Source organism: Agrobacterium sp. 10MFCol1.1 (assembly GCF_000381165.1).
Classification (GTDB): Bacteria; Pseudomonadota; Alphaproteobacteria; order Rhizobiales; family Rhizobiaceae; genus Agrobacterium; species Agrobacterium tumefaciens.
Genome location: NZ_KB906088.1, coordinates 23,797 through 31,863, shown reverse-complemented (window position 1 = coordinate 31,863; position 8,067 = coordinate 23,797). Strand labels below are relative to the sequence as shown.

Here is an 8,067-nt window from a genome sequence, read left to right as displayed (position 1 = left end):
GGATTTACGCTGGTAACGCGGGGTGGAGCAGCCCGGTAGCTCGTCAGGCTCATAACCTGAAGGCCGCAGGTTCAAATCCTGCCCCCGCAACCAATTCAAACTTGAATGTTTAACCATTCAAATCGCTTAACAAAATGCTCCTCCGCGCAAGCGTCGAGGAGCTTTTTGCGTTTCTGATCCCTGTCCAACTCGCCGGCACGAAGCATCTCCAGATAATCGTGCTGCGTATGTGAGACGTGCACCAGACCACGCGCGAAGGCTATCCGGTTGCGAGGTTTCTCAACGTCCCGGCGTTGCCCGGCTCTCACTATACGACGAATGGAAGAAGAGGTTTGGGGCATCGAACGCCAAGGGCGACGAGGTGACCGAGGAGAACAGGCGGCTGAAGAAAGAGCTGGCTCGCAGTAGCTGTGCCCGCAAAACCGGGTCGGTGTTCGTGGGTGGTCCTCGTCCTGAAGAGGGTAATTTTGCCATCTACACATTGGCCCGAAGAAATGGCGTTCTGGTGCTGTACTTTTGAGATGGCTGGCAGCGGGTGAACGTCGTCTTGCTTCGTACTTAAAGCATGGTGCTGCTCGCTTCCAACTCGCCGCGTTCCGGAACCATCGCGCGTGTTCTTTGTTTGGGGGCAACGGAACGCAGCACGCATTGCCGGTCCGTAGATCGCGGGTGATACGGCAGGTGTGTTCTGCGTCAGTGTCGGTGTCAGCCATGAGGTGCAGCGCCATGGACAGGTTTTTCACTCGATTAGCGAGCCGCATAGCGTCTTTTTCCGGTTCGCCGACAGCTTTTGTCGCCGCGCTTGGCACAGTCATCGTCTGGGGAATAAGCGGGCCGCTGTTCGGGTTTTCTGAGGTCTGGCAACTGGTCATCAACACGGGCACGACCATTGTCACCTTTCTCATGATTTTCCTCGTGCAGAACTCGCAGAACCGGGATTCTGCGGCGATGGAAGCAAAACTAGACGAATTGCTTCGAGCTGTGGAGGAGGCGCGGGCGGATTTCATCGGGATCGAGCACCTCACGGAAGCAGAAATTGAGGACATCCGCGCTCGGCTGGAAAAGGAAAACGGCTCTGAAGGTGAAAAGCCGCCGCCGCATCATGCCATGGCGCGATTACTTTCCCGGCGTTAGGTCGGGCGGTTTGTCAGATGGCGGCGGCGGCCATCGCTTGTCATCGCCGTGACATCGTCACCGAAGACCAAACGCGGCAAAGCCCGCTGACAGAAGGAATTATCATGTCTCTCAAGGCCCTTGCGTTGAATGCCACACTCAAGTCCTCCACATCGGCAGAGCCGTCATCGACAGAAAGAGTTCTGGCCCTGATCCTTCAAGAGCTCGGCGATCACGATGTTCAAAGCGAAATGATTTGGCTCGCTGATCATGACGTCAAGGCCGGGGTTACGTCAGACGAAGGCGAGGGGGATGCCTGGCCGGCTATCCGCGAGAAGATTCTTGCTGCCGATATTCTTTTGTTTGGGACACCGATATGGCTCGGACAGCCTTCGAGCGTGTGCAAGCGAGCGCTGGAGCGCATGGATGCATTTCTGGAGGAAACGGACGAGCGGGGGCGTATGGTTTCCTGCGGCAAGGTTGCCGCGGTGGCAGTCGTCGGGAATGAGGATGGGGCTCACCATGTTTCTGCGGAACTTTTCCAGGCTCTGAATGATGTTGGCTTCACAATCCCGGCAAATGCGGTTGCCTATTGGCTAGGGGAGGCGATGGGATCGAAGAATTTCGTCGATCTCGATGAGACGCCTGATGCCGTTAAAACCATGATCAGCATGCTTGTACGCAACACGGTGCACTTGGCGGGACTCCTGAGGAACAGCCAATATCCGGGCAGCGAGGACTGATATCCATTTTACCGGTTCGTGTCGCAGGCCTTACGCCCTCGAACGGCTACGCGGGTCGTATGCTATCGAGCCCTCCATGATCCGCTCCGAATTTTCGAAACGAGATTCTCCTCCTCATTATTTTTCGGAACTCTCCGCATGTCGGTTTGTTCGGGAGATGTCCATGCCGGCCCTGAAAGGGGTTTCCCATCTCGGGGGAACTCCCGAGAGGGAGGCTGGAGAGCCATAATGCAAGCGGAGGAAAATCCCGATGAAGAAGACTGTTTTCGTTGCGTTGCTTCTGGGGAGCGGCGCGCTGTCGGCTTTCGCCCAGCAGACGCCGACCGCCAATCCCGGAGGCGATACGCCTGCTGTCGCCACGCCGGGCGCCAATAACCCTACGGCCCCGGTGGAGGGCGCCAATAGCTTCACTGAGGCGCAGGCCAGACAGAGGATTGAAGATGCCGGTTACACCCAGGTCAAGAATCTGACGAAGGATGACAAGGGCGTGTGGATGGCATCGGGCATGAAGGGCGGCAAGACCGTCGCCATCGCGCTCGATTATCAGGGCAACGTCGTCGCCAAGTGAGGCGCGCAGGATTTGGGAGAAATGACATGGGAACCGTAACCGGACTTTTCGATGACTATGATGATGCGAGCGCTGCCGTTTCCGAACTGGAGCGAGCGGGCGTGCCGTCAAGCGATATCAGCGTTGTGGCCAGCAACGCCGACAGGCGACATGGAGAGGATTCCGATTCCAATGCTGCTGAGGGCGCCGGCGCGGGTGCTGGCATCGGCGCGCTTGTTGGCGGCGCTGGGGGTCTGCTGGCGGGACTTGGGTTGATGGCGATCCCGGGAGTGGGGCCGGTGGTTGCAGCCGGTTGGCTTGCCGCAACGGCAGTCGGAGCAGCCGGCGGCGCTGTTGCCGGCGGTGCGGCCGGCGGGCTGATCGGAGCTATGACCCGCTCGGGTGTTTCTGAAGAGGATGCCAATCTCTACGCGGAAGGGGTGCGCAGGGGCGGCACACTGGTAACCGCCCGTGTGGAAGACAATCTGGTGCCGGAGGCCGAGGCCGTGCTGAAGCGGCAAGGTTGGGTTGATCCTGCCGAACGCCGCGCCGCTTATCGCGAACAGGGCTGGACGCGTTTCGACGAGACATCGAGACCCTACGCAGCGGAAGACATTGAACAGGAACGTGGCCGCTATCGCCGCTCGGCAATTTGACGAGAACGTCCGTCCTCCAGGGGCCTGGTTCCGCCATAGTCCCTGGTCAACGCCTTGCAGGAGTTAACATGGCCAAAAAACCAGATTCCACCTCATCATCCGTTACCATCCACGACCAGAAGCTTGTTCGGGGAGAAGGAGGCGAGCTGCACCAGATTGCCACTGGCGACGAGCCCGTGCTGACGACCGCGCAGGGCGGGCCGGTTGCGGACGACCAGAATTCCCTTCGGGTCGGTCCTCGCGGGCCGCTTCTCGTGGATGATTTTCATTTCCGCGAGAAGATTTTCCATTTCGATCACGAGCGAATTCCAGAACGCGTGGTTCATGCCCGCGGTTACGGCGCGCATGGCTATTTCGAGACCTATGACTCCCTTGCCGCCCACACCAAGGCTGACCTGTTTCAGAGGGCCGGTGAAAAGACGCCCGCCTTCGTGCGGTTCTCGACAGTCGCCGGCAACAAGGGCTCGGCCGATCTCGCGCGGGATGTGCGCGGCTTTGCCGTGAAGCTCTACACCAAGGAAGGAAATTGGGATCTCGTCGGCAACAACATTCCCGTCTTCTTCATTCAGCACGCAATCAAGTTTCCGGACCTCATTCATGCCGCCAAGCAGGAGCCCGACCGCGCCTTTCCGCAGGCGCAAACCGCGCATGACACCTTCTGGGATTTCATCAGCCTGACGCCCGAAAGCATGAACATGGTCATGTGGATCATGTCGGACCGGACAATTCCGCGTTCCCTCCGGTTTATGGAGGGGTTCGGCGTACACACCTTCCGCCTCATCAATGCGAAGGGAGAATCGAGCTTCGTGAAGTTTCACTGGAAGCCGAAACTTGGATTGCAATCGGTGGCGTGGAACGAAGCGGTCAAGATCAACGGTGCCGATCCCGATTTCCATCGGCGTGATCTCTGGACTGCGATCCAGTCCGGCAATTTCCCGGAGTGGGAGTTGCAGGTGCAGCTTTTCGACCAGGATTTCGCCGACAGTTTCGATTTTGACGTTCTTGATCCCACCAAGATCATCCCCGAGGAGATATTGGCGCCCAAACCGGTCGGCCGGCTCGTCCTTGATCGTATGCCGGACAACTTTTTTGCCGAGACCGAACAGGTGGCGTTCATGACGCAGAACGTTCCGCCGGGCATCGATTTCAGCAATGATCCGCTGCTGCAGGGCAGGAATTTTTCCTATCTCGATACGCAGTTGAAGCGTCTCGGCGGGCCAAACTTCACACATCTGCCGATCAATGCGCCTAAGTGTCGTTTCGCGCATTTCCAGCAGGACGGCCATATGGCGGTGCGCAACCCGGACGGACGGGCCAATTATCAGCCGAATTCCTTCGGAGAGGGTCCAAGGGAATCGCCGATGCGTGGTTTCCAGCATTTCCCCGCTGAAGAGCAGGGACCCAAGGCGAGGCTGCGGCCGGAAAGTTTTGCCGATCATTACAGCCAGGCGCGCCAGTTCTACATTAGCCAAACGCCGCCTGAACAACGCCATATCGCATCGGCGCTCACCTTCGAACTCAGCAAGGTGGAAACGCCAGTCATTCGTGAGAGGATGGTCGCGCATCTTCTCAATATCGATGAAACGCTGGCTGCGACGGTAGCGCAGAAGCTCGGCCTGCAAGCCATGCCCAAGCCCGCGGATGCCGCCATGCCGACCCGTCAGGATCTTGAGCCTTCGCCGGCGCTCAGTATTGTTCAGCGTGGGCCCAAACGGTTCGAGGGTCGCAAGCTCGGTATTCTCATCACCGACGGTGTAGATGCAAAACTGCTGAAGGGGCTGACCAAGGCGGTAACAGCCGAAAAAGCCGTCTTCGAGTTGATCGCGCCCAAGGTTGGCGGCGTGACGGCGTCGGACGGTACCTTCATCGAGGCACATCACATGATCGATGGCGGTCCTTCAGTGCTTTTCGATGCGGTGGCGCTGCTGACATCGGCTACGGCCGTCGATGAACTGATCAAGGAAGCAACCGCGCGGGATTTCGTCGCCGACGCGTTCCAGCACTGCAAATTCATCGGTTACGACCAGTCGGCGCTGCCGCTTCTGAAAAAAGCGGGAATTGCGGACGCCGTGGATGAGGGGGTGCTGCCCTTGCCAGGCGAGGAGGGACTGGCGGCCTTCGTGTCCGAACTCGGCAAATTGCGGGTGTGGGCGCGCGAGCCGTCGGTGAAACTCGGCAAGGCCTCCGTTTCCGTTAATGAGGAATGACGAACATCTGATTTCCCACTCACCAACCAAAGCAACAGGAGACTAAAAATGGCTGAGAAGACATTGGAAGACCTTTTCCTCGATACGGTGAAGGACATTTATTTTGCCGAGCGCCAGATTCTCAAGGCGCTTCCGAAGATGGCGCGCGCTGCGCAATCGCCGGACTTGAAGGCGGCATTCGAAAAACACAGGGACGAGACAGAGGTCCATGTGGAGCGTTTGCAGAATGTCTTTGAACTGCTCGGCAAGCCGGCGCGCGGCAAGACCTGTGAGGCGATCCAGGGCATCATCGCGGAAGGCGAGGAAATCATGGAGGAATTCAAAGGCTCGTCCGCGCTTGATGCTGGGCTCATTTCTTCGGCGCAGGCCGTGGAGCATTACGAGATCACCCGCTACGGCACATTGAAGACGTGGGCGGTTGAACTCGGCATGAAGGAAGCGGCCAAACTGTTCGAACAGACGCTGGGCGAAGAAAGCGCGACGGACACGGCGCTCTCGTCGCTTGCCCAGGCCAGCGCAAACGTGAAGGCCAAATCCAAGGCGGCGTAAGCGGTCCGTCACCTGGGAGGTGCCGCTCAAACCGGCGGCACCTTCGATTTCGTAGTTGTCTCTTTCATGCGAGGCTGAACCATGAGGCTGTTTCGCGACAATGGATTGGCGATTGTCCTTGTCCTGACTTCCGTATTGACGATCGGTGGTATGCTGGCGACCGGTTGGGCGGTTTACAATGAGGAGCTGGCGCAACATCACGCCATGCCTCTCACGTTTTTTTCCTATGCAAAGAGCGGTCATTTTCTCTCCGCTTTGTTCGAAAACTGGGAGAGCGAATTCCTCCAGATGTCGGCTTACGTGATGCTGACCGCATTTCTTTTTCAAAGAGGCTCGTCGGAGTCCAAGGATCCTGACAAGACTGCCCCGCAGGATGAAGACCCTGCCCAAAAAGAAGATGATCCCAAGGCGCCCTGGCCGGTAAAACTTGGAGGATTTATCCGTGCCATTTATTCCTATTCCCTGGGTCTGGCGCTGTCCTTCCTTTTTATCGTCAGTTTTGTCCTGCATCTGAAATACAGTGCCGACACGGCGGCGTTGGAAGCCGCCATGCACGGCGAGCCCGAGACGACGCTGTTTGCGCATTTGGGAAGTGTAGAATTCTGGTTTGAATCGTTTCAGAACTGGCAATCGGAGTTTCTGTCGACTGCGGTCCTCGTCGTTCTTTCCATCTTCCTGCGCTTTCGCGGTTCGCCGGAATCGAAGCCGGTTGCCGCTCCTCACAGCGAGACCGGCGGGTAGGGAGGAGGCATGGTCAAATTTTCGGACGAGGGAGACTGGCGGCACCTGTGCGTCGATATGCAGCGCGTTTTCGCCGAGGATACGCCATGGCATGTCGAATGGATGGACCGCATCAGCGAGGAGGTGGAGGCCGTGGTTCGGGCGGATGCCGCCCGCTGTATCTTCACCTGTTTTATACCGCCTAAAACCGTAGAAGAGGCTCCCGGTGCGTGGCGCGCCTATTATGAAAAATGGCCGATGATGACGCAGCAGTCCCTGCCTCCCGAACTCATCGAGGTAATCCCCTCACTATCGCGCTATATCCCACCCGCCCGTATCTTCCGCAAAAGCGTCTATTCGCCGTGGCAACATGGGGGTCTCGGCGAAATCCTGCGGAAAGAGCATGTATCGACGATTGTGATAACAGGCGGAGAAACGGATGTCTGCGTTCTCGCCACCGTTCTGGGTGCGATAGACCAAGGTTTCCATGTCATTCTGGTAGAGGACGCGCTTTGCAGCGGAAGGGATGCGACACACGACGCAGCGTTAAAGCTGCTCTCCGGCCGTTATTCGACGCAGCTGCAGGTCTGCGATACGGCGACACTCCTCGGTACTCTTCCGTCGCAATCGGCTCGGCGGTCCGTAAGATTGTCGTGAGCCAGCGTCACTATTCATCATCACAGCAACGGAAGAAAGGGAACAAGCCTGGCCGAGCGCAGTTAGGCCGCCAATCTTCCCAGCAACGGAGGTCCAGCCGTGACCCAGAGAGTCGATCACGAAACAAGCAACAGCCTGAATATCGAGGCTGCGACCCCGAAGGTCATCAAGATCATTGTGGGCGAGCGTACCGTGCTTGAGGGCGTTCTGAACACCGGCAGCGTATTGACGGTGCAGACACGAGAGGGCGCCGAGCCACAATCCATCGAACTTCTGATCGAGGACCTGGCACGGTGAAAATTGCGATTGTCGATCGGATTAACCCCTGAAATCGCCCTCGTTGGTGTCCCGTTCATCGTAGTTCAAATCCCAGTCTTTTTCGGGTTTTTTGACCCCGGGCGGCAGCTTGTTGGCGGTTGCGTCGTCCGAGCCGGTGATAACCCTTGGCTTCGCGCTCGCGACGCCGTTGTTATCAGAGGTTTTTTTGCCGCGCGCAAATTGCGGCTCGCTGTCCTTATGGATCTGCTTGAGCTTGTCGTCCTTGTTCATGACATCCTCCTTGATACCTCCCTAACCATTTTCCGGCGACAGTGTTCCCTCAGGCCTTCATCACGCCGGAACATCCTTCAGGCTGCATGGTTAGAAAACTGCGGGGATAGCGGGTCCCTCATTTTGGAAACCACAAGCGGAGATGAAGCGATGAGCCTACCAGACGATGACGCCAAGCCAGAGCCCGGTACGGATGACGCCCGTGCTGGCAATAGCGATGAAAGCCGCAAAGACAGGGAACAGACGAGAGAAAACGCGGAACGCATGATTGAACAGCGGCATCGGAAACAATCACCCGGCAGTGCGAAAAGTGCCTGAAGCCACGT

The 8,067-nt window shown here is 57.8% G+C and carries 11 protein-coding genes and 1 tRNA gene; 10 read left to right on the top strand and 2 right to left on the bottom strand.

The window, feature by feature from the left end:
- Nucleotides 1-16 precede the first annotated feature (16 nt).
- The 10 genes from F617_RS0126500 to F617_RS0126450 all read left to right on the top strand — a co-directional run bounded on the left by F617_RS0126500 (nucleotide 17) and on the right by F617_RS0126450 (nucleotide 7,489).
- Nucleotides 17-93 (top strand) — tRNA-Met (locus F617_RS0126500).
- A 633-nt stretch (nucleotides 94-726) separates the two neighbouring features.
- The gene (locus tag F617_RS0126490; RefSeq protein WP_019567406.1) at nucleotides 727-1,134 is read left to right on the top strand and encodes a low affinity iron permease family protein; all 408 of its coding nucleotides are present in this window, start codon (nucleotides 727-729) and stop codon (nucleotides 1,132-1,134) included.
- Between the two features lie 104 nt (nucleotides 1,135-1,238).
- Nucleotides 1,239-1,856, top strand: a complete 618-nt coding sequence (locus F617_RS0126485) for a flavodoxin family protein (protein WP_026331087.1) — start codon at nucleotides 1,239-1,241, stop codon at nucleotides 1,854-1,856.
- Nucleotides 1,857-2,106: 250 nt separating this feature from the next.
- Nucleotides 2,107-2,424 carry a PepSY domain-containing protein gene (locus F617_RS0126480; RefSeq protein ID WP_019567404.1) on the top strand — a complete coding sequence of 106 codons (318 nt, stop codon included), beginning with the start codon at nucleotides 2,107-2,109 and terminating at the stop codon, nucleotides 2,422-2,424.
- Nucleotides 2,425-2,450: 26 nt separating this feature from the next.
- Entirely contained in the window at nucleotides 2,451-3,059 is a 609-nt protein-coding gene (locus tag F617_RS0126475; RefSeq protein ID WP_019567403.1) for a general stress protein, read from the top strand.
- A 68-nt stretch (nucleotides 3,060-3,127) separates the two neighbouring features.
- Nucleotides 3,128-5,266, top strand: coding sequence for a catalase C (catE, locus tag F617_RS0126470; RefSeq protein WP_019567402.1), 2,139 nt, complete (start codon nucleotides 3,128-3,130; stop codon nucleotides 5,264-5,266).
- A 48-nt stretch (nucleotides 5,267-5,314) separates the two neighbouring features.
- Nucleotides 5,315-5,815 (top strand): ferritin-like domain-containing protein, encoded by a 501-nt coding sequence (locus F617_RS0126465; protein WP_013762430.1) that lies wholly within the window; start codon nucleotides 5,315-5,317, stop codon nucleotides 5,813-5,815.
- A gap of 81 nt (nucleotides 5,816-5,896) precedes the next feature.
- Nucleotides 5,897-6,556: a DUF6766 family protein gene (locus tag F617_RS0126460; protein ID WP_013762431.1), complete on the top strand. Its 660-nt coding sequence runs from the start codon at nucleotides 5,897-5,899 to the stop codon at nucleotides 6,554-6,556.
- Between the two features lie 9 nt (nucleotides 6,557-6,565).
- Complete coding sequence (locus tag F617_RS0126455) at nucleotides 6,566-7,192, top strand: isochorismatase family cysteine hydrolase (RefSeq protein ID WP_013762432.1); 627 nt, start codon at nucleotides 6,566-6,568, stop codon at nucleotides 7,190-7,192.
- Nucleotides 7,193-7,291: 99 nt separating this feature from the next.
- Nucleotides 7,292-7,489 carry a hypothetical protein gene (locus F617_RS0126450; protein ID WP_003519000.1) on the top strand — a complete coding sequence of 66 codons (198 nt, stop codon included), beginning with the start codon at nucleotides 7,292-7,294 and terminating at the stop codon, nucleotides 7,487-7,489.
- Nucleotides 7,490-7,510: 21 nt separating this feature from the next.
- Here F617_RS0126450 and F617_RS0126445 read toward each other — a convergent pair whose 3' ends face one another.
- Together F617_RS0126445 and F617_RS29085 are read right to left on the bottom strand one after the other, a co-directional pair.
- Nucleotides 7,511-7,741, bottom strand: a complete 231-nt coding sequence (locus tag F617_RS0126445) for a hypothetical protein (protein WP_013762433.1) — start codon at nucleotides 7,739-7,741, stop codon at nucleotides 7,511-7,513.
- A gap of 156 nt (nucleotides 7,742-7,897) precedes the next feature.
- Entirely contained in the window at nucleotides 7,898-8,023 is a 126-nt protein-coding gene (locus F617_RS29085; RefSeq protein WP_019567401.1) for a hypothetical protein, read from the bottom strand.
- Nucleotides 8,024-8,067: the final 44 nt, after the last annotated feature.